Annotated in this window: 20 protein-coding genes; 6 read left to right on the forward strand and 14 right to left on the reverse strand. The window is 39.5% G+C overall.

Translation table 11 applies throughout. From position 1 onward, the window contains the following. Positions 1–106 precede the first annotated feature (106 nt). From CTY47_RS14205 to CTY47_RS14235, 7 genes are all read right to left on the reverse strand, one after another. A complete protein-coding gene (locus CTY47_RS14205; protein WP_099465524.1) occupies positions 107–2380 on the reverse strand; it encodes a GH92 family glycosyl hydrolase in 2274 nt (757 codons plus the stop codon). A gap of 7 nt (positions 2381–2387) precedes the next feature. Next, positions 2388–4613 (reverse strand): hypothetical protein, encoded by a 2226-nt coding sequence (locus CTY47_RS14210; RefSeq protein ID WP_233202203.1) that lies wholly within the window; start codon positions 4611–4613, stop codon positions 2388–2390. A 107-nt stretch (positions 4614–4720) separates the two neighbouring features. Then, positions 4721–5446, reverse strand: coding sequence for a DUF3823 domain-containing protein (locus tag CTY47_RS14215; RefSeq protein WP_099465437.1), 726 nt, complete (start codon positions 5444–5446; stop codon positions 4721–4723). Positions 5447–5469: 23 nt separating this feature from the next. Further along, on the reverse strand, positions 5470–7398 hold the full coding sequence (locus CTY47_RS14220; RefSeq protein ID WP_099465438.1) for a RagB/SusD family nutrient uptake outer membrane protein: 1929 nt from the start codon (positions 7396–7398) through the stop codon (positions 5470–5472). Positions 7399–7413: 15 nt separating this feature from the next. Then, positions 7414–10854 (reverse strand): TonB-dependent receptor, encoded by a 3441-nt coding sequence (locus tag CTY47_RS14225; RefSeq protein WP_099465439.1) that lies wholly within the window; start codon positions 10852–10854, stop codon positions 7414–7416. A gap of 164 nt (positions 10855–11018) precedes the next feature. Beyond that, positions 11019–11987 (reverse strand): FecR family protein, encoded by a 969-nt coding sequence (locus tag CTY47_RS14230; RefSeq protein ID WP_099465440.1) that lies wholly within the window; start codon positions 11985–11987, stop codon positions 11019–11021. Positions 11988–12112: 125 nt separating this feature from the next. Then, positions 12113–12658: an RNA polymerase sigma-70 factor gene (locus CTY47_RS14235; protein WP_099465441.1), complete on the reverse strand. Its 546-nt coding sequence runs from the start codon at positions 12656–12658 to the stop codon at positions 12113–12115. 429 nt (positions 12659–13087) lie between these two features. Here CTY47_RS14235 and cysK point away from each other — a divergent pair, with 429 nt between their 5' ends. Next, positions 13088–14035 (forward strand): cysteine synthase A, encoded by a 948-nt coding sequence (gene cysK / locus CTY47_RS14240; RefSeq protein ID WP_099465442.1) that lies wholly within the window; start codon positions 13088–13090, stop codon positions 14033–14035. Positions 14036–14386: 351 nt separating this feature from the next. After that, on the forward strand, positions 14387–14824 hold the full coding sequence (locus tag CTY47_RS14245) for a hypothetical protein (RefSeq protein WP_099465443.1): 438 nt from the start codon (positions 14387–14389) through the stop codon (positions 14822–14824). Here CTY47_RS14245 and CTY47_RS14250 read toward each other — a convergent pair. Together CTY47_RS14250 and CTY47_RS14255 are read right to left on the reverse strand one after the other, a co-directional pair. Beyond that, positions 14815–15465, reverse strand: a complete 651-nt coding sequence (locus CTY47_RS14250; protein WP_099465444.1) for a response regulator transcription factor — start codon at positions 15463–15465, stop codon at positions 14815–14817. The genes CTY47_RS14245 and CTY47_RS14250 overlap by 10 nt on opposite strands. After that, complete coding sequence (locus tag CTY47_RS14255) at positions 15462–16703, reverse strand: PLP-dependent transferase (RefSeq protein WP_099465445.1); 1242 nt, start codon at positions 16701–16703, stop codon at positions 15462–15464. Before CTY47_RS14255 ends, CTY47_RS14250 begins: the two co-directional genes overlap by 4 nt. 197 nt (positions 16704–16900) lie before the next feature. On the opposite strand from CTY47_RS14255, the gene CTY47_RS14260 reads away from it, so the two are divergent. Both CTY47_RS14260 and CTY47_RS14265 read left to right on the forward strand, forming a co-directional pair. Next, the gene (locus CTY47_RS14260) at positions 16901–17173 is read left to right on the forward strand and encodes a hypothetical protein (RefSeq protein ID WP_143813399.1); all 273 of its coding nucleotides are present in this window, start codon (positions 16901–16903) and stop codon (positions 17171–17173) included. Positions 17174–17292: 119 nt separating this feature from the next. Continuing rightward, on the forward strand, positions 17293–17973 hold the full coding sequence (locus tag CTY47_RS14265; protein WP_099465447.1) for a queuosine precursor transporter: 681 nt from the start codon (positions 17293–17295) through the stop codon (positions 17971–17973). A gap of 366 nt (positions 17974–18339) precedes the next feature. On the opposite strand, the gene CTY47_RS14270 is transcribed toward CTY47_RS14265, so the two are convergent. Genes CTY47_RS14270 through potA form a run of 5 tightly spaced genes read right to left on the reverse strand, consistent with a single transcriptional unit; the run spans position 18340 to position 23283 of the window. Next, positions 18340–18954: an HAD family hydrolase gene (locus CTY47_RS14270; protein ID WP_099465448.1), complete on the reverse strand. Its 615-nt coding sequence runs from the start codon at positions 18952–18954 to the stop codon at positions 18340–18342. Between the two features lie 8 nt (positions 18955–18962). Continuing rightward, entirely contained in the window at positions 18963–20297 is a 1335-nt protein-coding gene (locus CTY47_RS14275; RefSeq protein WP_099465449.1) for an ABC transporter substrate-binding protein, read from the reverse strand. A gap of 5 nt (positions 20298–20302) precedes the next feature. Beyond that, positions 20303–21091 carry an ABC transporter permease gene (locus tag CTY47_RS14280; RefSeq protein ID WP_394340722.1) on the reverse strand — a complete coding sequence of 263 codons (789 nt, stop codon included), beginning with the start codon at positions 21089–21091 and terminating at the stop codon, positions 20303–20305. Further along, complete coding sequence (locus tag CTY47_RS14285; protein ID WP_099465451.1) at positions 21091–21861, reverse strand: ABC transporter permease; 771 nt, start codon at positions 21859–21861, stop codon at positions 21091–21093. Before CTY47_RS14285 ends, CTY47_RS14280 begins: the two co-directional genes overlap by 1 nt. 42 nt (positions 21862–21903) lie before the next feature. Beyond that, complete coding sequence (gene potA, locus CTY47_RS14290) at positions 21904–23283, reverse strand: polyamine ABC transporter ATP-binding protein (protein ID WP_099465452.1); 1380 nt, start codon at positions 23281–23283, stop codon at positions 21904–21906. Positions 23284–23552: 269 nt separating this feature from the next. Between potA and CTY47_RS14295 the strand changes: the two genes are divergently transcribed. Both CTY47_RS14295 and CTY47_RS14300 read left to right on the forward strand, forming a co-directional pair. Next, a complete protein-coding gene (locus tag CTY47_RS14295) occupies positions 23553–24965 on the forward strand; it encodes an efflux transporter outer membrane subunit (protein WP_099465453.1) in 1413 nt (470 codons plus the stop codon). A gap of 39 nt (positions 24966–25004) precedes the next feature. Next, on the forward strand, positions 25005–26126 hold the full coding sequence (locus CTY47_RS14300) for an efflux RND transporter periplasmic adaptor subunit (protein WP_099465454.1): 1122 nt from the start codon (positions 25005–25007) through the stop codon (positions 26124–26126). Positions 26127–26128: the final 2 nt, after the last annotated feature.

Here is a 26128-nt window from a genome sequence, read left to right on the forward strand (position 1 = left end):
TCAAAAAAAAGATACATCTTTTGCAATCCAAAGACATGACTTTCGAATTGCAAAGACATGTGTTTAAGATGCAAAAGATATATCTTTTTAATAAACAACAAATCAACTACTTAGTAGACACCGAATAGGGACGGTCTTTCACCGTAACACCACGAGATATATTCGGTTTATTTCCCATCTTATAACGGATTACTCCGCCGTCGGTCAGCTCTTTATATGTAAGCCAGTTGCGTGTAAACGGTTTGCCGTTCAGGCTGGACGACTGGATATAACGGTTGTCCAACGAATTGCCGTCTGCTTCAATTACCAGCTTTTTACCATTTTCCAAGTGAATCGTCATCTTAGGAAAGACAGGGCTGCCTATCACGTATTGGTCTGTGCCGGGACAAACTGAATACAATCCCATTGCGCTGATCACATACCATGACGAGGTTTGTCCCTGATCTTCGTCACCCGGATAGCCGTTAGGGCCCGAACTATAGAGTTTGTTCATCACCTCACGTGCCCAATACTGGCTTTTCCAAGGTTCGCCGGCATAATTATAAAGATAAATCATGTGTTGAATAGGCTGATTTCCATGCGCATACTGTCCCATATTAATCATAGCCATCTCTGCCATTTCATGAATTACATAGCCATACGTGCCTACCTTAAACGTATTTGGCTCGGAGAATACGGAGTCTAGCTTCGCCACAAAGTTCTTTTCGCCACCCATCAGGTTTGTCAAACCTTGTATGTCATGAAAAACCGACCAGTGATAATGCCAGGCACATCCTTCTGTGTAAGGACCACCCCATTCTTTCGGATCAAAGTTTGGTGTCCAGTTACCCTTTTTATCACGTCCGCGCATAAAACGGGTGGAAGGTTCATATACATTCTTATAATTATATATCTGCTTTCCGAACAGCTTCGCCATATAATCATTACCCGACAGGCGAGCAATCTGATAGGCACAAAAGTCATCATAGCAAAACTCCAACGTCTTCGCAACCGATTCGCGATATTCAGGATAAGGCACATAACCCAAAGAAAAATAATCCGCCCAGCCGTCGCGCCCGTTGGAAGGTCCGTGAGGTCCTTTATTTGTTGCCTCATGCAGCATGGCTTTCAATGCTTTGTCGGTATCGAATGAGAAACCTTTCACATAAGCATCCGCCAGTAAAGAGGCCGCATGATTACCTACCATACCACAGTTATGTCCCGGGAACGACCAGGTTGGCAACCATCCGCTCTGATCGTAAGCATCCAGCAGCGAGTTTACATAACGTCCATGAATCTCGGGGTGCAAAAGCGCATTCAGTGGGAACTGGGCGCGAAATGTATCCCAGAAACCATTGTCGGTATACATATATCCATCGTGCAACTTGCCATCATAAGTACTGTAGTAGATCGGATTATTATTGGCATCGTATTCGTAGAACTTGCGCGGGAACAACATCGAACGGAAAAAGCAAGAATAGAATGTTGCTTTTTCTTCTTCCGTTCCGCCTTCCACTTCCACCTTACCGAGTTGTTCGTTCCATGCATCGGCAGCCAACTCACGGGCTTCTTCCAAAGATTTTAAACCGGCCAATTCCCGCCTAAAGTTCATCTCTGCCTGATCTATGCTGATAAAAGAGGATATTACTTTTGCTTCCACCACAGCTCCGGGCTCAAACTGAACATAGGCTCCAACATGACTGCCGTTAGCATCCTTGCTATTTTCCGTTTTCTTTCCATCGGCATCTTTCCACGTACCATAGCTCTTAAACGGCTTATTGAAATATAGCACAAAGTAATTTGCAAATCCATCCGGGCAAGAGTGATTGCCATTGCTCGTAAAACCGACAATCTTGTTTTCTTCCGGATACAGACGTACCATATTGCCGCCGCGATGCCCGTCAAGCACCAGATAGGCATCTTTACCCAGCGGATAGGCAAAACGAAAATAAACGCCGCGCTCGGTAGGCGACATTTCCGTCGTTTGCCCGTTTTCGAAAGTTACCTTATAATAGTTTGGCTTTGCCACTTCTTTATCATGGCTAAAGCGGGCTGCTCTTCCATATTGATCTACTGCCAAATTACCAACTACCGGCATAATAGAAAAGGCACCATAATCATTTGTCCACGAACTGCATTGGTGGGTCTGGCGGAATCCGCGGATAGAATCTTTAAAATGCTGGTAAATCCATCCGTCACCTACCAAACCGGTTTGTGGAGTCCAGAAATTCATACCCCACGGCATAGCCGTTGTTGCATAGGTATTGCCACGTGTAAGTTCAAATTTCGAATTTGTCCCTTGCAAGGTATTTACATATTCCACCCAATCCTTTTCTCCTGCAAAAGCAGAGAGAAAGGCGCTCCCTAAAAAGAGAACGCCTGCTATTTTCTTTATATTCATCATTCTATTACCACTTCAGTGAAACTTTTACACCCTCCGGATTATTTTCAAATCCTAACAGGCAAGTTTTGCTTGTTTCATCCCACTCACATGTAGCTTCTTTTATTTCATTACCTTTTGCATCTGTAAATACAGCCGATTTTGGTGCAGCAGGTAATAACACGCGCATTACATTTGTTGTATTTATGGGACTCTTTGCCACAAATGAATAGCTGCCTTTATCTGCTTTTTCGTCGTATGCGCGAGCAGCAGCGGCCAATATCTGCGGAGTTTCCGGATTAGCTACGCGTCCTACATTATATATATAGGCTTGTTCGCCGGGATTAACTACCTTTTCAGACAGAACGGGCAACTTCGGATCGAACAAGTCAATTAAAGTACCTTTCAATACATAAGGTTCATTGCTTACGCTCTCGTCCAACACAGATACCAAATCATAGTTTCCTCTTGACAGCGAGAAACTATTCTTAAATTCCAGTGTGCCGGCATTAGCCTTTTGCTCATACAAGTTCTTCACTGTTGCTACAAAGTCAGCATCACTGTTAGCGGCCAGTACAAATTCTTTCGGGTCTTTGCGAATCACAAAAACCGTACCCTTGCCACAAACGTATTCTCCTTCTTTAGCGTCTTTAGCAATACCCATTTCCTGAAACAGATGTTCAGATGGAGTCTTATATTTGTTTTCTCCTGTATTCCACCATTCCTGTACATTCTGGAAAGGATCCGTATCACGCGTACTATATACCAACACACCGCCATTTTTTACCCAGTCGGCAATATGTTCATGAACTTCTTTATCCAGCGGCTTCATATTCGAATATGACATCAACAGCACTTTTGTATCTTTCCATGTTTCCGGATAAGAGACATTTTCAAGGTGCAACAAATGAACCGGAACACCACGCTTAAGGAATGGCAATGCCTGTCCGTAGAAGTTTGATAATTGCGGATCATCATATCCTGCTACAGGTTGCGGAGCACGCTGAAACATCAATGAATTAGCCATCAACACACTGATACCCGACGAGCCACTCACCTTATTATCAGACAGGGGCATATCATTCAAAGAATTAATCATAACCTGCATCTGTGTAGAATAGAAACGTGGGATCAACGCTTTCTCTTCACTATTGGCACTAGTGCGGTAGAGACCTTCATAGATACGATCCGGCCAAGGCATTACCTCATAATTGTTATTATTCGGATAAAGCAACTTGGCTGTAAAGGTTGCCTGATAGTTCTTCTTATAGTCCGCCCAGTCGCGAGGCCAGTCTTCAATCGGGTCTGTAAGGAAAAACACCTTACGGCCTGTTGGCGCAGTCATAGACTCCATACAGCCATATTCAAGAAACGCTGTTTCAAATACACGTTCTTTTGCTACTCCGTTAAAATAGTTCGGCTCACGTGAAGTGCCGGTCCATACCTGGGCAATATATCCATCCACACAAGGTAAAGAAGCCAGGCTTGCTTCGGGGCTTACAATCTGCCACTGAGAATAATTCACTAAAGAATGGGTAGGGACATAACAACGAACATCCATTCCTTTACTTTTACCATATTCTTTTGCATAGGTAAAACACTCATTCAGGGCACGATAATATAAATGATATTTTAATTTGTTAGATAAATAGGTATTTTCGGCAGATTCATGCTGCGGACGCCAGTCGAAACCATAGTAATCTTTCCATTCGCGCTTGAAAGCATCGCTATATCCGGCACGTGCCCAGAATTCCGGTTCCTCCAGGTAGATAGCATCAATGCCTGCATCTATTACGCGTTTGATGTGTCTTTCCTTCATGTATTCGATAAAGTTCATAGAAGGTACAATATACGGAACCATGTGTCCGTGCCAGATTGTATCCCCTTTCATAGTTACCTGTCCTTCATTCAGATGCCACTTTCCATCCCATTCTCCAGTAAAATAATCCTGATACTCACCCCAAGCAATACCAGTCATAAAGTGGGTTGTGTAGCCTTTATCACGCCAGCTTTGTACCCGTTCTTCAAATGTCATATTCGCTCTTTTCTCAGAAGGATTCCCTCCTACCCCGTATACAATGGCCACATCGGCACGCGTATCGGTAGTTGGTTTCCAGGGTTGCCCGGTTTGAAAAGCAGTCCTCTCTCTTTTTTCTGTTTGATTTTCCACTGCTTTTTGTCCGGACTGGCAACCCGAAGCAATGAAAGATAATAAAGCACAACAAGTCAATACTTTTTTTACATTCGTCTTCATAGATTATTATATTTAAGAAAAAACAAAGGGGTACCTTAATAGTCGTTTTATCACGTTATCTAATTAAGGCGCCCCAAATATATACAAATATCTTACGATTTATTCAATCAAGGCATCTTCAGTGTAACCATTTCAGTATAGTTATACCGTCTGTTACCTTCAATTTCCTTGTCAATACGAGCACCAACCCGAAGATGGTAAGTAAAGCCCGATTCCAAAGGAGCTTTTGTAGTCAACGATACTGTAGTGCCCAACATACTATTGGCTTCCGTGCCTGAGATATACACTGAATAACGGTCATCCTTATTGTTCTCGCCAACATAAGGAGCGCCGGCTACAACAAAGAAACGAACATCAGACACATTTTGCTGGAAATCCTTGTTATTGGTACCTCTCTTGATCGAAGCTTTCACCGTTACAGTTTTATCAGCATTGACAACAGGTTCGCCCACCCAATCAACATTAAGAAATGGCTCTACTTCAAACTTCAGGTCCAATGTACCTTTCACCTTATGTCTTTCTTCGGCAAGCGGAACAAAAGCGCCCATTACCGTAATACCATATTCGCCTGCAAATATTTTGGTATTATTAAAGTTGCCTTCCTGCATTCCTCCGAAATAATAAGGAGTAGGAGAATCACTCCAACTATATTCCATCAACTTAATACGGATACCACCTTCACCCACTTCTGTTTGTAAGGGCTTTCCGGTATTTTTATCAAATACTACTCCCTTAATTGTTTCGGCAGGTTCTTCATAATTATCAAATTTGGTACAAGAACTGCCAGCCAGCAGCAACAGTGCCATTGATAAATAACATATTACTTTTTTCATTTTATTTTCTCTGTATTATAAGATTAATAACCTGGATTCTGAGTAAGTCCGCTTTTTGTTATTTCATCATTCGGTATCTGATTATAATACCATCTTTCATCAAATGTAAAGCGTTTGTTCTTATCATCCGGACGAGCGTCAAAGAACCATTTGCCTGCTTTTTCTGCATAGAATGGAAACAACGATCTATAAAGCGTAGAGTTCTGCTCACGGTGAGCTGTTCTCCAACGTCTCATATCCCACCATACCTTATTCTCGAAACTCAATTCCTTACGTCTTTCAACACGTACGATTTCCTTTGTCAATTCGGCTTTGCTTGTCAATAAAGTAGCACCTGCTCTTTCGCGAATTTCATTGATACAATCGAAAGCGTCCTGCATATAGTCAGCGTCTGCAGCTCCTTCTTCAGCCAACTCAACAGCAGCCTCGGCACGAGTTAACAGCACTTCGGCATAACGCATTTCAAGCCAAGCTTGCTCCGAACGTCTTTCCATAACCAAAGCGGCAGGAATAGAAGGATCAATCCATTTACGCACAGCAAAGCCGGCTATCGTACATTCTCCATTGTCATAAAAACAACCGCTACGACCGCTGGCGTTCATCTTTTCACCATTAGGCAAAACACGCACGGTCTGGTTTTCTGCACTCTGCGAACTTACAATAAGATCCTTACAATGCGGATCATTTTCATATCTTTCGGCAGGTTCATCCGACAACTGCAAACGAGAAATACCATTGGCAACCTCACCTGTGTAAATACCTCTCCAGATTTCCACCTGTTCGCCTTTCAGCTCATCGCCAGGTAAAATCACGATTGCACGCAAGCGTGGTTCTGCATTTTCGAACAGTTCCATTGTGGTATTATAGAGTTTGTATTTACCATTCTCATCGAATACCTGAATCTTGTTTTGTGCATTCTTAGGAAATCCTTCGAACATTTCCACAAAGCTCAGCGTAGGGCTTGTTGATGCAGTCCACCCATTTGTACGAAACTGACGTGGGATGTTATAAGCATCATAACCATGTACCGATTCGGGATATTTATACTGACGGATAAAGATATTTTCGCGGCTGTTTTCAGCAAAATACATATCCACATAATTCTGATATTGAGCCTGCTTATCATCAGCCTTCCAACCATCTTTATATAATGTATATTTACCTTTCAACAGACAAGCGGCGTCATAACTTTTCTTGAAGTATTCTTTCGCTTTCTCTCTTGAAACACCACAAACCCGAATTGTATTATCCTTGTCGTCGCGTTTGTCTACCTCATTATATTTTGCAATAGAACCGGCAAACAACATTGCTCTCGCTTTAAAAGCTGCAGCTACATATTTATTAGCACGGCCTTTCTGACTGGTTTCCGGAAGCAATTTGTAAGCCTCATCAAAATCCTTCTCCATCTGCTCATATACAGCTTCTTCAGAAGAACGGTTTACCGTCAGCTCTTCTATCGGCTGATCTGGATATTTAAGAACACTGTTTACAATTGGCACACCGCCATAACGTTTTGCCAAGGCATGATAAGTGAAAGCACGCGTAAAATAAGCTTCTCCCATCCAGTTGTCAACTTGTTCTTTAGAGAAGTTGGATGCATATTTTGGCAATGTTTCCAGGAAATAGTTTGTTTCACGGATCAATTTGTAAGCATCATTCCATATCTGGTTAGCTTCTGTTTCCGCTCCATGAATATCACGGTTCAAAGCTTCACCTGTCATACCAAATGTAGATTGGAATGCAAACGAGTTATTGAATCCACGAGTATGCGAATAACGGAAATCTTCAATAAACTGCTGGCTGTACAAGCGCGCCAGATAACTCTTTACTCCATTTTCCGTACCAAAAACATCATCATCCTGTACAACATTCAACGGTGGAATATCCAAATCAAGACACGAAGGCATGCCACACGTTAAAGCAAGCAATAATATATATTTTGAAAGTTTCATGACTTTTGAACGAGATTAAAATTTAACATTTGCACCTACAGAGAACGTTCTGTTCAAAGGATACATATTACCATAGCTATCTTCCGGATGTTCCGGATCGATTTCAACTCCCTTTATAGTGAAAAGGTTATAACCATTCAAGTAGATTCTTACACTCTTGATTCCTGCTTTAGAAACCCATTGCTGAGGTAAAGTATAACCAATTTCAGCACTTTTCAAACGCAGATAACTTGCATTATAAAAATTAAAGCGTGAATTTTCATCTGCTACAGTTCCTGTATAACCGAATTTACCCGGAACCCAAATAGTAGACGGTGCATAAGGATTTGCCGTAGGATCGACTGGATGCCATCTGTCCATAAAATACTCCAATGCATTTGAGTAATCATTACCCCACATCGGTTCGCGCAACTGCTCGATATATCTAACATAGCTCATACCAGCACCTTGAAACAACAGGTTCAAATCAAATCCTTTATATTCAGCACCAGCCGCAAAACTAAAGTTGATCATTGGCTTGCCTGTATAACCTATCGGATGAGTGTCATGATCTGTTATCTGTCCGTCGCCATCCCAGTCTAGATAAATATAGTCGCCCGGAAGCACATTCTTATCTGCATAGATAGGACTGTTCAATATATAGTCATACGATGTATAACGTCCGCCATCACCTTTTCCCCATTTAATATCGTTGTAACGGTCGTTTCCGTTATTACGCCAGTTTTCATACGAGTTACCAGCTCTGCCGCGTTCCTGATAAGTAGTCTGCGTACGAGTATATGAGAAAATACCTTTCAGGTTGTAGTTTACTTCACCAACTCTGTTACGGTGGGTCAATTCCATTTCAACACCATGTGTAAAGTCACCGTTCAAGTTTTCTTGCGGAAGTTCGGCACCTACCACTCCCGGCAAACTCAGATCTCTCTTTGCCAGCAATCCGGTTCTGTCACGTGTAAAATAGTCGGCCGAAACACCCAGAAGACCATTCCACATCTCTATGTCAGCACCTATGTTCAATGTCTTAGAGATATACCAAGTGATATACGGGTTTGTAATACCTTTGCTCTGAACACCCGAAACAAATGTTCCGTCAAATACTGTTCCTGCTCCACCTTGACCGTCAAAGCCTCCGCCCGGATACAAGTAACCATTTACAAACTGATAGTTTGATGCACGGTCGTCACCCATCTTTCCATAAGAAGCGCGAAGTTTTGCATTGTTCACAAATGAAAGTTTGGAATCTTTCCAGAATGCCTCTTCCGAAATACGCCATCCCACAGAAGCTGAAGGGAAGAATCCCCACTGTGCACCTGTTCCGAATTTAGAAGAACCATCATAACGGAAACTGAATTCAGCCAGATATTTCGATTCATAATCGTATCCGAATTTACCAACCAAACCTAAATTTGCTTCCTTATATAAATCTCTTTTAGAAGGATCGTCCACATCATAGTTGGTACTCATATTACCTTCCTGATTGTCACTGTTTCCGGCAAATAGTTGATCTAAAGCCAATGATAACTCACGCTGAGCGAAAAAGTTATCTCCGTTTCTTTGGCTACCCTCCAACAATAACAAACCGTTCACATTATGCTTTTCGTTAAATAAGCGGCTGTAGTTCAATGCCACCTGATAAAGCAACGCTTCTTTTGTATAGTGTTCACGGCGGAACTTGCTTGTTCCTACACGTCCATGCTTCTGATATGTATCCGAAGCCTCATCATACGTATATTGATTATATGTTTTTTGATACAGTTTGTTATCTGCAATCTGATAATCATAACTGAACATTGCCTTTGCCTTCAACCCTTCGATATAAGGAACATCATAGGTCGCCTCTGCTGAAGTCTGGAACCATTTGTTGTTATATTTCTTATAACCAACCTGATTGGCATCCATCATAGCAACTGGGTTATCACCTTCGATCCATCCGTTCTGCAAGTATTCCGGATTATTATTTGCATAGATAGGCTGCGTAGCCGGAGCACGTTGGAAAGCACGGATAATCCAGTCGGAGTTTTCATACGGCTGGCTCTTCTCATCCATGATACCGCTCATGTTTAATGAAACGGTCAAACGATTCGTCAGTTTGCTTGTTACGTTAGAACGAACATTAAAACGATTATAATCCAAGCTCTTGCTCTTCAGGAAAGATTCCTGATACAAATAACCCGTACTGATATAGAAGTTTGTCTTTTCATTACCTCCGGTAGCACTTAATGTATGCTGTGTTTGAGGAGCCAATGTCCGCATACAAGCATCCCACCAATCTGTTCCAACCTTATCTCCACGGCGATAAGCATCAATCTCTTCTTGGCTGTAAGGAAGAACGCCGCCTTCCAAACGGTGCATCGCTTTTTCATTTTTCAATGTCATCCAGTCGGCAGCACTTGCACTCCTTGGCGAACCTGTCGGATTCTGCCATCCTACATTTCCATCATAAGAAAGTTCCAAAGAACCTTCCTTACCTTTCTTCGTTGTGATTAGAACAACACCATTTGCAGCACGCACACCATAAATAGCAGCCGAGGCATCTTTCAATACTGATAATGATTCAATATCGTTTGCATCCAGACGCGACATATTATCACGAGGCACACCATCTATAATGATCAATGGATTACCCATACCACGAATATCAAATGAGTTGTTGAAAGAACCTGGCTCTGAAGATTTCTGTACAACACGTACCCCAGGAACTTTACCGGTCAGCATGTTCTGAGCGTTCTCATTCTTGGTTGTTACGATATCGTCACTCTTAATCGCAGATACGGCACCGGTCAATGTAACCTTCTTTTGCGTACCATAACCTACAACTACCACTTCATCCAGTTTCTGTGTATCCTCACGTAAAGCAATAGTAACCGGCTGATTTCCTTTTACTGCAACTTCTTGCTCCATATATCCGATATAAGAAACCAAAAGAACAGCACCGGCAGGAACTTCAATGCTAAAATTACCATCCAGATCTGTTACCGTACCGGTAGTAGTACCTTTTACCATTACGTTTGCGCCAATAACCGCCTCACCCATTGCATCTTTTACCGTACCAGTGACGATTCTTTTTTGCTGGCTAGACATTGCTACAGCTTCGGCTTCTTTAGTTTTAATAAGCACCTGGCGATCAATAATCTGGTATTTATAATTGGTATTACGCAATACCTGTTCCAACACCTCTTCTAAAGATGCGTTTTTTACATTTACACTTGTTTGTTTGTTTACATTTACCTGGTTGTCGTTGAAGAAAAATGTAAATTCACTTGATTTTTCGATTTCCCTCAAAACTTCAATAATGCTACAATTTTGCTTGCTCAACGATACTTTGTAATTCTGTGAATATGTGGATGCAGAGATGCTACAAGCCACAAACACAGATAACAATGTCGTCATTTTCATAATACGAATTGTTTTTCTAAATCCCGGGACATAATTATCCCGTTCTTTGATTTTTTTCATAACTTTGTAATGTTATTGGTGAATAATTAGCAGGCTTTTGGCCTCTCAACTCCTTTGCCTGCCATCAAGAACTCACTGGTTGGAGGATGACAAGTTTATCCTCCAACTTTTGTTAGACTTAAGATGTATTTTCCCACATAGAAATAAATTAGGCTAATAGTTTGTTATTTTTCTAAATATAATTTATAATCTCCGTTCATTTCGACGTATCTTATCGGAGACGATTTGCTCAGTATATACAAAATACGTTCGAGCGATTCGTCTCTCACTTTAAATGTAAAACGGTAACTATCTGCAATATTTTTCTGGCAAATTATTTTTCGACCGAACCATTGTTCCAAACGCGGAATTATCATATTCAGCTTTTCATTTTCAAAACTTAATATGCCGTTATTTCTCCACGTCGAATATTTATCGGCGTCAACGGTTCGCACACTGGCCGTTTTATTCCATTTGTCATATACAAACATCTCATTCGGCAAAAGCTCCACTTCCTTGTTACCAGGGTGTTTTTCATTATTAACCCCGATTTTCACTTTTCCGTTCAGCAGAATAATTTCATGCTTATTTTCATGTTTATAGCTAAAAACTTCAAAAGCGGTACCCAATGCCGTTACTTTCATATCCGGCGTATGAACTATAAACGGTTTACCGGGATTCTTTGCCACATCAAAAAATGCTTGACCTTCCAAAGCAACCTCCCGATTTTTTCCGGAAAACTTTTCCGGATAAACTATTTTACTGCCAGGGCCCATCTGCACCTCTGTTCCATCCGGCAATGAAACCGGCTCGAAGTTCTTTATACCGGAACTTGCTACAAACATTAATGGAGCGGGTTCCCTGTCAGCAAAATAAATAGCACCACCTAAACCTAAAACTAATACCACTGATGCTACCAAACTATATATTTTATAGAACACAACTTGCTTACTGATTTTACCATTTATCCTTTTCCGGATATTACCCCAAATGCGACTCCCATCTTCTTCCGAAAATCTAGCGCCATCATAAGAATCCCACTGGCAAAGCATTTTTCCTGAAATTTCAGGTCTATTAATCAATGCAGTTTCTTCTTCCTTATTCAAAGATTCATGCATTAATTTCTTTAATATATCTTTCTTATCGCTATTCATTATTTTTAGTCAATCTATAATAAATACACACCAAACTAATACTACCCCCATCCATAGATAAAAAAAAATCATCCGAATGAAATTTTACTTTCTTCCGAATGAAATAATAATTTCCCCCGAATGGATCAAAAAAGAAAAAGAGATAACATATATACATTTTGTTTCAGATATTTCAGCGCTTCGCTTATTTGATGTTCCACTGTCTTTTCAGACAAATTGAGCTGTTGGGCTATTTCTTTATAACTCAAATGAGCTTTACGACTAAGATTAAATATTTCCCTGCGGCGCGGAGGCAATTCGGCAATAAGTTGATCTATATATTCGGACAGATTTCGGGCATCTATCTCCTCTTCCATATTATATGAGTCTTCCATTGCAGCAAGAATCGTCATTTTATAGAAGTCTTCATTTACATTTTTACGATGCTGATTGAACACAAGATTTCTGGTAATTATAAAAAGAAGCCCTTTGAAATTATCATCTTCACGGATAAAATCTCGAGACTCCCAGACCTTGACAAATACTTCCTGAACAACTTCCTCTATTGCATTTTTATCGATCAGATATAAACGGCAAAAATTATAAACCTGACGCCAATAATTTTTATATAAGGTAGTGAATGCACTTTGATTACCTTGTCTAACTAGCAATATGAGTTCTTTTTCATCCATTCTGCTATTACAATTTAGTTGTTGGCAACTTCAATATCAAATAATCGGAAACAAATAAAAGACATTTCCCAAATACGGTCGTGCCCATTTGTTCATTCCATTCACAAATACATATATAGACACATTGTTTGTACCGTTACGATACAAACATATATGCCATTAATGGCATTCGCGTTAATTAATTTTCGTCAAAGATAGCATTTTTTGTCGTTTAATAAAAAATGACAATATATTTATACTAAATTCGATCTTTATTCCCTTAACAAATCCCCTTGATGATTTTGTAAAATCATCGGGACGTTTTTCAAAAATCATCGGGATAAATTATTTTTTATTTTCCGGCAATATACCCTGTTTATGGTATTTATCATATGAAAAGACATGTCTACCTTTGTTATATAAAAATATGAACAACTAATTTTTCAGAATATGGCAAAAATAGCAAAACAGCTGACAGATTTAATCGGCAACACTCCTCTCCTGGAGTTATCAAGTTTCAATGCAAAAAAAGGAGCAAAAGCAAAATTGATTGGGAAACTGGAATATTTCAACCCAGCCGGTAGCGTAAAAGACCGTGTAGCATTAGCTATGATTGAAGACGCAGAAACGAAAGGACTCCTAAAGCCCGGAGCCACAATAATAGAGCCAACAAGTGGAAACACGGGAGTTGGATTAGCATTTGTATCTGCCTCAAAAGGATATAAACTAATCCTGACAATGCCTGAAACCATGAGCCTGGAACGACGTAATCTTTTAAAAGCTCTTGGGGCAAACCTGGTTTTAACACCAGGTTCTGAAGGTATGAAAGGAGCTATTGCCAAAGCGGAAGAACTACATAAAGAAAATCCGGACTCTATTATTTTACAGCAGTTTGAAAATCCGGCAAATCCGGCGAAGCATACACAGACTACCGCAGAAGAAATCTGGCGCGATACAGACGGCAAAGTTGATATTTTTGTTGCAGGAGTAGGCACTGGAGGAACAATCAGTGGAGTCGGAGCAGGACTAAAAAAGCATAATCCAAACATTCGTATCGTAGCAGTAGAACCTAGCGACTCCCCTGTTCTTTCCGGTGGAAAACCCGGACCTCATAAGATACAAGGTATAGGCGCCGGTTTTATACCTAAGATTTATAATCCGGACGTTGTAGATCAAATCATACAAATTGACAACAATGATGCTATCCGTACAAGTAGAGAATTATCTCAACAAGAAGGACTATTAGTAGGTATTTCATCCGGAGCTGCGGTATATGCCGCATTACAGTTGGCCCAGCTTCCCGAAAATGCGGGAAAAACAATTGTAACGTTATTACCTGATACGGGAGAAAGGTATTTGTCAACAGTGCTATACGCTTTTGACGAATATCCTTTATAAAAATAATAACACATCGCAGAAGTTGTGGAAATATTACACACCTTTCCACAACTTCTACACCACAAACTTATATTTCACACAGGCAACAACCCTCATACCTGCTTAATAGACAGGATATTATATTTTTAATCAAATTCAGAAAGGCATGGCATCAATTTTGCAATTATATTTATAGTAAATCAAAAGGCAAACCTTTTATTATCATTCTATAGGAATCATCCGGCTTGAGAAAGTAGGATGATTTTCTACATATACCACAACACAAGAAGGGCAAAAAACCAGAGTTTTTATGAATGAAAAAGGAGAAGTAGTTTCATACTAATTTTTATATTTGCAGGAAACAAACGGTAAATGAAATACGGTGTACATAAACGGACTTTATTATTTATAGCAGGATTTGTATGGATCATTGCAGGGACAAATATTTTACGAATTGGTATTTTGACCTGGATAGATGATGCACAAAACCCGTTATTCAAAGTGTGTGAAGCTATCATTGTGTTTCTACTATTTTTTTATCTTGTATTTAAAAAACTATTTTATAAACACCGTGACCGCATAGCATTGAAAAAAGAAAAGAAGAATTGTCCCTTTTCCTTCTTTGATATCAAAGGATGGATAATCATGGTATTTATGATTACTTTCGGTATAACAATCCGGAAATTACAACTTCTTCCCAATTCTTTTATTTCCGTATTTTATACAGGACTATCTTCCGCATTAATCATTACAGGAATATTATTTATCATACAAGGATATAGAGCAAAGAAGAATTCTAATCAAATATAATATTCGGCAGAATCTATTATTCCGGCACGCAAGGCATATTTAGTTGCTTCATGGACATTATTGATTCCGAGCTTTCGAAAAATATTTTTACGGTGAGTAGTTACAGTATGAACACTGGAAAAGCGTTCTGCAGCAACCTCTTTTGTCGTTTTACCTGATGCTATTAATTTCAGTATTTCTTTTTCTGTCACAGTTAAAATCGGACGTTCTCCCAACTCTTTAGCGGGGATCTTGCTTACTAACGAACCAGAAATACGATCGCTTATAAAACGCTGAGAAGTTAATGCTGAATGAATAGCTTTTTGGATCTCGTCTAACGCAGCATCCTTCATTACTATGCTGGCGGTTTCAGTACTAAAAAGGATCTTACGAATAAATTCTTCACTCAATTCATCACTAAATAACAACCAGTGGGAACGGTTAAAACGGGTCTGTAAAATAATAAGTTCATCCACACCAGCCAAATCAAACAAGGTATAATCCAAAACAATAACGGCATCCGGATATATAGACAGCAAACGCAATAGTTGCTTACTGTCTTCCGCTTCCAATACGGAATCTATGCCAAGTATCTTCTCACATATATATAAAATACCGGCACGGGTAATATCTTGATTATCCGCTAAAATTATTGTTTTCATTTAACAGAATCCAGAGCTTGCCTGATATCATTATACAAATCGTCTATCGATTCCAAGCCAACCGACAAACGTATGGTTTGCTGACTTATATCCATCGCTTTCCGTTGCTCTTCGGTAAATCCCCCGTATATAGTACTTGCCGGATGAATTGCCAGTGTTTTATTATCAAACAAATTAGTTGCACGACGTATTAATTTAAGCTTATTCATAAAAGTAAAACATACTTCACGAGAAGCCAAATCAAACGTTAACATCGCTCCCGGATAAATGCCGAACTGCGTTGTACTTATAGTGTAAAACGGATTATTTTCCAGTCCTGTATAATTTACAGATTCTATCCCTGCCAACTTCTGAAGGCATTTTGCCAGTTCCAGGCAAGTTGAAGCCTGATGGTTAAAACGAACCTGCATCGTTTCGAGCCCCAAAGTCTGCATGTAAGCTACCTGAGGAGTCATATATGCACCCAGATTCCGATGAATTTCTTTACGCATACGTGCTGTAAAAGCATTGCTTCCAAACTGTTCATACCAATGTTTCAACGGTATGGAATGGCTCCAGTCTGCAGTTCCATAATCAATAATCAATCCTCCAATACTAGTTGCCCCGCCTGAAATATATTTTGTACTAGATATTATTTCTATGTCCACACCAAAATCTGAAGCATGAAATACAGAAAATGGGACAACTGTAGTATCAGCAATCAAAGGTATTCTAAATTCTTTACCTATAAAAGAAAGCATCCGGAGATCGGCCACTTCCAATTGAGGATTGGTAATTACTTCAAGGAAGATTGCACAAGTATTCAAATCAACATTATCACGAACCTCTTCTTCATTCGTCAGATCACAAAACCGCGTTTCTACACCAAACGCAGCCAATGTGTTTTTCATCAATGAAAACGTATTGCCAAACAAATGAGGAGAAGTTACAATGTTTCCTCCTGCATGAGTAAGCGCTATCAGAGTATTTGTAATTGCCGCCATTCCTGAATTCAAAGCTGTAACACTCACTGCATTAGTAATTGCACGTACGCGATCTTCAAAGTATTGGACCGTAGGATTTGTTATTCGGGAATAAGCGTGGTCTGTCGTATGTCCACAGAAAGCAGCTTCCATTGCTTCCGCCGTCTCAAATTCATAAGCTGCCGTATTATAAACCGGCATTGACAATGCTCCATAGATATCAGGTCTCTGATATGGAGTATGAAGCACTCGTGCTTCAAAGCTAAAATCTTCCATGAATCTAATTTTATCGCTTTTTTACTCTTGTTTCTGCAAAAATATCAATCATTTACATTACAGAAAAATAAATAACCATCATTTTAATCTTAATCAAACCTATATTTTGAATTTATTCTGATTAGCCTATCATGGTTCCATTTGATATTCATTATATTTGCGGGTCAACTAATCAGAGAAATGACAAACGCTGCTTCATGACACGATTTTTACATAAAAACATCTTTCTATTATTATTTATCTGCCTATTTCAAAAACCGGTACAAGCGATAGATGGTACTGGGGTCGCTTTTAAGGTAAGTTTAGCAGGGAAAATATATCATAATCTTTCATTTTTAATAGAAGAAGATATCCGTCCCAAACATAATTTTCGAGAGGCAGAATGGTTTTTAACTACCGCATCAATCGTTACTTTAAAGCCAAAGCCGGATATATGCTACTTTGTCACTATAAGGCATCAAAAGAACTAAGAAACAGGTATTATATTTATGCTGCAGGAGTATATCCCATAGGAAATTTTTCATTCTCTATCCAAATGCCTATCTTTGCAATCCCGAGTGCTTGATTAACCTCGTTAAAAACAAGAGAGATGCAAAAAACAGTTACAATATCATTCATGCTGCTAGGTATCTTATTCAATATTTGCCTTGTAGCGTCCAACCTTTTAGAAACAAAAGTCGTACAGGTAGCAGGTATTACTGCTACGGCAGGATTAATCGTTTTCCCAATATCCTATATCATTAATGATTGTATTGCAGAAGTTTGGGGATTCAAAAAAGCACGTTTGATTATCTGGAGCGGGTTTGCTTCCAATTTTCTGGTGATCGGACTTGCACAACTTGCCGTAATGCTTCCCGCTGCACCTTTTTGGGAAGGAGAAGAAGGATTCAATTTTGTATTTGGAATGGCACCTCGCATTGCAATAGCAAGTTTGATTGCTTTCCTTATCGGTTCCTTTTTAAATGCTTATGTAATGAGCAAAATGAAAATTGCTTCACAAGGGAAGCATTTTTCTCTACGCGCAATAGTTTCCACACTGGCCGGCGAAAGTGCTGATTCACTTATTTTCTTTCCTATTGCTTTCGGAGGTTTAATTCCTACAAGCGAGCTGTTAATAATGATTGCTACACAAGCAGTACTAAAATCATTATATGAAGTAATAATACTTCCCGTCACCATCCGAGTAGTAAAATACATCAAGAAGGTAGACGGGAATGATGTGTACGATGTAGGGACTTCGTACAATATATTGAGGGTAAAGGATATTTAATTCCCTTCAAAATCAATGTTCTCAGTTTTTTCATTCCAATTGGCAACTTCAAAGCCATTTGAACCGCTTTCTTCGTCAAATATTTCCTCAATAGCGGCAGTAAGTGCCAAACGTGTCCTTAATTATACTCATCTACCCGAAGTTTTATAGGAATATTATCCCGAACAATAGCTCCTATCAATATCGTATAAAGGGCATGTACAGGAGATAATTCATCTTTTTGAACAACTCCCCAACATAGCAGGCAATAGTAATAACAGAACTAATAACTTTCTCATATCACGAATATCAATCGGTTTTAAATTGATGTCTATAAAACAGATGATAACCGTATTAGTTCTGATTGAAAAGTTAAAAGTTTAATTATTAATAAAACAAATGGGACCAATCTTCGCGGGGCTGTACTGTATATGCCCATATACGCATCGCTTCAGCTGTACGGCAATTGGGTAATGCATCATCAATCAACAAAGTTTCTTCTGAACGAATAGCGCCATCATTAAGGACATATTCAAAAATATCAGTATTGGGCTTTAGCATGTGCAGTTCATAGGAAAGATATATCTTATTGAAAAAATCACCGGCCTGTAATCCTTTATAAGTAAACCATTTTTTGGCAATCCACTCCCAATGAATTTCATTGGTATTACTAAGCAACATCGTATTGTATTTTTTCCGAAGTTTCAATAACAGATCAAGCTTATATTCGGGCACATCTCCCAACATGGCAATCCAGGCTTCATTTATTTGCCGATCTGTAAGATTTTTTTTAGCTAAATCACGAATACCATCCCTAAAGTCGGCCGGAGAAATATAGCCTAACTCCAGTTTCATAAAAAGATCTTTGTGCTGAAAATTATTTACGATATTTTCCCGGACATTACTTACTCCCAGTTGTTCAAAAGCCTCGATACAGCGATTGCGCGTCAAATTAATAATAACTCCGCCTAAATCTATGATTATATTTTTAATACCATCCATAATGTTCTTTATTTATACCAACGTTTACGACGTCTGCGATGACGCTGTTTCTGCTTATATTTCCGTATCTTACGAATCACGATCCATACAAAAAGTAGCCCGAATACCGTAAATATCAACAAAAGAATGCCCGTATTCAAATTATCTCCTTTAACGCGACTCCACATTTCCAATACAAGTTCTGTTTCATCTCCGAAGTCACGGATCATTGCGCATCGCTCTACTATTTTTTGATCAGGATATTGGACTAAATTAATCTGTATGCTATCCGCACCAGCTCCAAAAAAATAGCTCAGATTTGAATATTGTGTAATTGTCGTATCAATTTTAGCTTCCAGTATTTCAGGGGTAGCAACAGCACTAACGTAGCCTATTGCATCCATATTTTTCAAAGCAATATCCGGTTGACAAATATAATCAATAAAATAACTGGCTGCCTTTACGTTACATGCGTATTTCGGAATAACCCAGCCGTCATACCATATATTACTTCCCTCCTGCGGAACTTCATATCCAAGATTCACACCAACAGCAGCCGCTTCTTCCATAGCCCAGACTGCATCACCGCTCCAGGTAAGATTCATCCAGGCTTTGTTCTTAGTCATCATTTCTTTTCCAAAATCTGCTTCCCAACCGGCAATATTCGGTTTCATCAATTTCAAATACTTTTCAGCCAAAGCGATTGCTTCAGGCGAATTGTCATTCATCAACTGTTCAACAGAAACTTTGCCTTCTGCCATTTTATTGGCATGGGCATATATAATGGCTGTTCCGTAAGCATCCCGATAGCTATCTTTCATCAGGATTTTTCCCTTATACTCAGGATTCCACAAACAATCCCACGTCATAACCTCTTCACGAGAGATGAAATTTTCATTATAAAGCAATCCGGTTGTGCCCCACATATAAGCTACGACATAATTTGTAGCTACACGTCCGGGCTGGCTCAGTTTATTCAATTGCTCTTTTATATAAGGAGATATGTTATTTATATAATCGGGAGTCTTACCAAAGTTTCGATCTATCGGGAGCAATAAATTTTTTTTCAACATCCGTTCGATAATATATTCGGAAGGGCAAACCAAATCAAAATCTTCATGTCCACGTTCAATTTTGGTAAGCATGATTTCATTAATATCGAAAACCTGATAGATAACTTTTATATCTTCACCCGTCTGTTCTTTATACCATTTCGGGAAATTATTCAATACATCCTCATCTATATAATCTGCCCAATTATATATCTTCAATATTTTATTACGTTCTTCCTTTGTTCTGGAACATGAAGAAAACAAACCAATCAAAAAGGTTAACAGGCATAAGAATCTTAAAATTTTACTCATTTTATTTATCTGGCTTTTGCTTTTTCAGCCCGTTTATTTATAATAATCAATAATACTAACACTGTAACGAAGATAATAGTTGATAAAGGACGAAGCTCAGGTGTCAGCCCTCCTTTACGGGCATCTGCATAAATAAAGGTAGACAACGTTTCTAATCCTTCATTTCCTATAGTAAAAATAGTTACGGCAAAATCATCAATCGATAAAGTGAATGCCAAAATAAATCCGCTAATCATACCCGGCCGTATTTCAGGAAAAATAACTTTGCGTAACGCCTGAAAAGGTGTTGCCCCCAAATCCAGTGCGGCTTCATACACATTCGGATTCATTTTCTTTAAACGGGGCATCACACTTAATACCACATAAGGGGTACAAAAAGTAATATGGGCAAGAAGTACGGTTGTAAATCCCTGAGAAATCCCGAAACTCACAAACAGTAAAAACAAAGATATACCTGTGATAATATCTGCATTCATCATCGGTATTGCATTTACAAAACTAACAACCTGGCGAGTACGCGAACGCAGATTGAAAATGCCAATGGCTGCTACACTTCCCAACAACGTCGATATAATGGCCGCCAATATAGCTATCGCAAATGTCGTCCACAAAGCACCGATTAATGAATGTTGCACATTGCCTGCAAACAAAGAGCTATACAACTTAGTAGAAAAACCTGTCCAGTTACCTAATACTTTAGCTTCCGTAAAAGAGAATATCATTATAATCAATATCGGAGCATAAAGCAATACGAGAAGCAGCCATAAATAAGTCTTCGCTATAAATTTCGCCATCATATCACACCTCCTTCATTTGATGCGTCATCGCTATCATTGCTGAATAAAATAGTGACTCCTATCAATATCAACATAATTAAAGAAAGAGCAGCACCATAATTCCACATTCCATTATTAATATTTTCCTGTACTGTTGTTCCGAAGAGTTTAATGTTATTCATTGTAAGCAACTCGGCAATAGCAAAAGTGGAAACCGTTGGCATAAATACCATAACCACGCCACTCATTACTCCGGGCATTGACAATGGAAAAATAGTTTTAATAAAAACCTGGAGAGGATTTGCCCCTAAATCCTGTGCCGCCTCAACTAAGCTGGAATCCATTTTTTGGAGCGTATTATAAATCGGATAAATCATAAACGGGAGAAAATTATAAACCATACCGAATATCAGAGCACCTTCTCCCAAAGGGAAATCAAGAAAATCGAACAATGCAACAGTAGCCAATGTACGAATCAGTATATTTACCCACATAGGAAGGATAAACAGCATGACCATAGTACGGGATGTATTAAACCGCGCCTGGCTTAATATATAAGCAGCCGGATATCCCAGAATAAGGCAGATTAACGTTGTTATTATAGCAATCCCTATCGAATAAACGAATGTGTTTATAGCTTCCGGGTGCATCATAAACTTCCTGAAATTGGCAAAAGTGAAAGCACCATCCGCATTCGTAAACGCATAAATTACAATCAGGAGCAGCGGCATTACCACAAAAATGGCAAGAAAAACAGCATATGGAATCGTCCAATTCCTACGCCGCATAAAAAAAGCTGAGAATTTAGTAATCACTTCCTTTCCTTTTTATCAATGAATGATTCGTATATTTTCAGGGGCTATAGTAATACCTACCCGGTCTCCGTCGTCCCATACATCATTTGTATCTACAAAAATATTTTCATCCCAATCCGTAAAAACAGTCAGATGATAATGGTTTCCTTTATATAAGATAAATTTCACCTCGCCGGTCAACCTTCCGTCTTCTTCATTATCCTCCAGAATAACGTGCTCAAAATTCACCTCAACCTTAACCGGTGTTTCCGGGTCAATATCTTTCACTTCCTTACATTCAAACACACATCCCAAAAACTCCACATGGGTAGCATCAACCAATTTTCCTTCAAATGTATTGCAAGTGCGTTCTTTCTTCATAACATGAATATCGAATGGCTTCACCAGCAACCCTACTTCCATGCCTGTATCGAAACAATGGTAGTCCTGTACCATAAATTCATATCCGTTCGGTGTTTGAACCATCATTTCATAGTGAACACCTTTGAAGATCGAAGAGGTTACCGTACCTGTCAGCATTGCGGCCTCCGAGGGTTCAAAAATATAAATATCTTCAGGCCGGATAACCACATCGACAGGGACATTATCTCCAAAGCCTTCATCAACACATTCAAACTCGCGCCCGGCAAACGTAACAAGTTTGTCCTTTACCATCAAACCATTTAGCACATTACTCTCTCCAATGAAATCTGCAACAAACGAATTTATCGGTTCATTGTATATATCGATCGGCGTACCAATCTGTTGAATCTTCCCTTCGCTCATGACAACAATAGTGTCGCTGAGCGTCAAAGCTTCTTCCTGATCATGCGTCACATACACGAACGTAATACCTAAAGATTTATGCATCTCCTTCAACTCCATTTGCATATCCTTGCGCATTTTCAGATCCAAGGCAGCCAATGGTTCATCCAGCAAAAGCACTTCCGGCTCATTCACAATTGCACGCGCTATAGCCACACGTTGCTGTTGTCCACCGGAAAGAGAATCTACATCCCTGTATTCATAATCCGTCATCCCCACCATCTTTAAAGCTTGCTTTACCTTTTTGGTTATGGTAGCAGACGGCATTTTTTTAAGTTTCAATCCGAAGGCAATGTTATTAAAAACATTAAGATGCGGGAAAAGTGCATATTTTTGAAATACGGTATTGACAGGGCGCTTATGAGGGGGTGTTTGTGTAATATCTTTTCCGGCAATGGATATTTCGCCTTCCGACGCTGTCTGAAACCCGGCAATCAAACGTAAAAGAGTAGTTTTACCACAACCCGAAGGTCCTAATATAGTAACGAACTCGCCCTTGCGAACAAACAAATTTACATCATTCAGTACAGCCTTATCTCCAAAATATTTATAGACATGTTCTATACCAATAATGCAGTCGGACTTTTGCATAAATCTATCCTTAATTCTATCAAATTAAACAATCAACCGTTCATTTATTATAAGCGGGACAAAGGTACACAATTTGAAGGATAATCAAACACTCCTTCCGTTATCTAAAGATTGTACCAACGTAGTTTTGTTAGTTTAATCGCCCGTACCGCCATCGCGGCCTGTTTATTGAAGGTTTAACACGTTCGTTATAGTTATGTTAACGGAGAAAACAAAACAGAACAATTCCTACTTTTAAATGTTATGAAATAAATCTAAACAAGAATATTATGTACGTATATTTACGCAAATGGTGTTATGCCGTACTCTGCCTTCTTTCGCCTGTTTTACTTTCCGCCCAGAACGGACAGAAGTATCTTGAACGGGCACTTCCCCAGACTTGGCAAGAAAACAGCGACGATTTCCAACAAACATTACCTGTAGACGACCATTGGTGGAGCAACTTCAACGATCCGCTACTCGATTCCCTGATAGCTGTTGCCATAAAACAGAATTATTCTGTTCAAATGGCTGCCGACCGTATTGCCATGGCAAAAGCCAACCTTCGCATACAACAAGGCAGTTACTCCCCAACACTAGGTTTAAATGCAGGATGGACGCGACAACAAAGCAGTGGCAATACCACACAACTGCCTCAATCCGTCACTCAATATACGGATGCATCGCTTAATATGAATTGGGAAATTGATGTCTTCGGCAGTATCCGCAACAGGGTAAAAGCCCAAAAAGAAAACTTTGCCGCTTCAAAAGAAGAATACAATGCTGTTATGGTCTCCCTTTGCGCTCAGGTTGCATCCGCTTATATTAACTTACGGGAATTGCAACAAGAACTGGAAGTAGTAAACAAAAACTGTGAATCCCAACTGGCCGTAGTGAAAATAACGGAAAAAAGATTTGAGACCGGACTTGTTTCAAAACTCGACGTTGCACAAGCTCTATCCGTATATTACGACACAAAATCATCCGTCCCGATGCTGGAAGCCGGAATCATTCAATACACCAATTCCCTTGGAGTTTTAATGGGACTTTATCCATGGGATGTACGCAAAATAACAGAAACCCAACAGCCATTACCCGAATATATTGAACCCGTAGGAGTCGGTATTCCTGCCAATCTATTATTACGCAGGCCGGATATTCGTTCTGCCGAACGGCAGGTCAACGCATACGCGGCTTCGTTAGGAGCATCCAAATCGGATTGGTGGCCCCAGATATTCGTTAAAGGTTCCGTGGGCTTTGCATCTCATGACATCGACAAAATTGCAAACCATAATAGCTTGACTTATGAAATAGCCCCTACCCTTACCTGGAATTTTTTCCAGGGAACAAAGCTGATGCAAGCTACCCGGTTGGCAAAAGCCCAATTGGACGAATCCGTACGTCAGTTTAACGAAACGGTTTTAACTTCCGTGCAGGAAGTCGATAATGCAATGAGCGCATACAAGAATTCCATCAAACAGATTGTTGCCTTACGGGAAGTAGTAAACCAAGGGAAAGAGACATTGACTCTATCACTTGACTTATATAAACAAGGGCTCAGCCCCTTCCAGAATGTACTTGATGCACAGCGCTCTCTGCTTTCATACGAAAATGCCCTCACACAGGCAAAAGGAAATTCACTGCTCAGCCTTATTCAACTCTACCAGGCATTAGGCGGAGGATGGAGCGAAAGTAATAATTGAACTGAAAACTAATTATTGACAATATAAATATAAAGCACAATGAATACGATTATTAAATATAGCTTTACAATAGTAACCCTTTTATTGCTGGCCGCTTGTAAAGGAAAAAACAGTCACCCTGTGGAGATGCCGGTTCCTTCCATTAGTGTAGCGACTCCCGAAATACGGGACATTACACTGACAAAAGACTATCCGGGCTATTTAACATCCGAACTCATGGTCAATCTTGTTGCCCGTGTAAACGGATATTTACAAACCTCTTATCTTAAACCGGGGCAAAAAGTAAAAAAAGGAGATTTAATATATATCATTGAACCGGACATTTACAAAGACAATGTTCAACAGGCAGAAGCTTCTTTAAAAACGACCCAGGCACAGCTAACTTATGCTCAAAGTAATTACGAGAGAATGAAAGAAGCCGTAAAGAGCGGAGCTGTAAGCCAGATTCAAGTATTACAAGCACAATCGACCGTATCGGAAGCAGAAGCATCGGTCAAGAATGCCGAAGCTGAACTAAATACGGCGCAAAAAAATTTAAGTTATTGCTATATACGTGCACCATTCGACGGAAGTGTAACAAGAGGAAAATATGATATCGGTAATTACATTAACGGTTCCTTGCAACCCGTAACATTAGCAACTATCTATAAAGACGACCTTATGTATGCCAACTTCAATATCGAAGACAATCAACTTATGAAAATGCTTATGCTAAATGCCCGGAGCGACGAAGGAAAAGTAAAACTACCTAAAGAAATCACAGTCCATCTGGGAAAAGACGGCAAACAAAGCTATATAGGAAGACTGGATTATTTATCCCCGAATGTAGATTTATCGACAGGTACATTAAATGTCCGTGCAAACCTGGACAATCCCGAAGGCTTATTAAAAAGCGGACTTTATGTAACGATCACATTACCTTATGCCGAAGAGAAACAAGCAATTTTAGTACAAGATGCTTCCATAGGTACAGACCAGTTAGGAAAATACCTTTATATCGTTAATGATTCCAACATAGTTAAATACCGTCATATTGAACCCGGACAACTGATAAACGACACTTTAAGGCAGGTTATCAGTGGCATTCAACCTAACGAACGTTATGTCACAACAGCCTTGTTAAAGGTAAGAGATGGTATGACTATTAAGCCCATAAAATAAAA

The sequence above is a fragment of the Parabacteroides provencensis genome (assembly GCF_900232875.1).
Classification (GTDB): Bacteria; Bacteroidota; Bacteroidia; order Bacteroidales; family Tannerellaceae; genus Parabacteroides; species Parabacteroides chinchillae.